The organism is Streptococcus sp. 4094 (assembly GCF_013277125.1).
Classification (GTDB): Bacteria; Bacillota; Bacilli; order Lactobacillales; family Streptococcaceae; genus Streptococcus.
This window is the reverse complement of the sequence record NZ_VMMI01000058.1, coordinates 1-225: the sequence shown is the minus strand read 5'-3', so window position 1 is coordinate 225 and position 225 is coordinate 1. Positions and strand designations below refer to the sequence as shown.

At 46.7% G+C, this 225-nt stretch carries 1 protein-coding gene; it reads right to left on the bottom strand.

Annotation, left to right across the window (positions count from 1 at the left end; genetic code table 11):
- Positions 1–225, bottom strand: a 225-nt coding sequence (locus tag HT721_RS10360) for a DUF1542 domain-containing protein (protein ID WP_173229773.1), incomplete at both ends; no start/stop codon positions are given.

Sequence of the window (225 nt, the reverse complement as noted above, 5' to 3'; positions counted from 1 at the left end):
TTCGTCTAGGCTGCTAATCGCGCTGTCATGCGTCGTAGCGGTTGGATTGATGTTGTTGATGGCATCAAGTCCAGCCTGCTTAGCTTGGTCAACATCTGCCTTATTTCTTGCCTTATTGACCTTGTCTTTCGCATCAGCCAAGGCTTCTCCGACTTTACGTTTGGCATCAGCGATTTCTTCAGCTGTTAAGTTTGGAGTCGTCTCAATCGAAGTGTTCTTCGTATT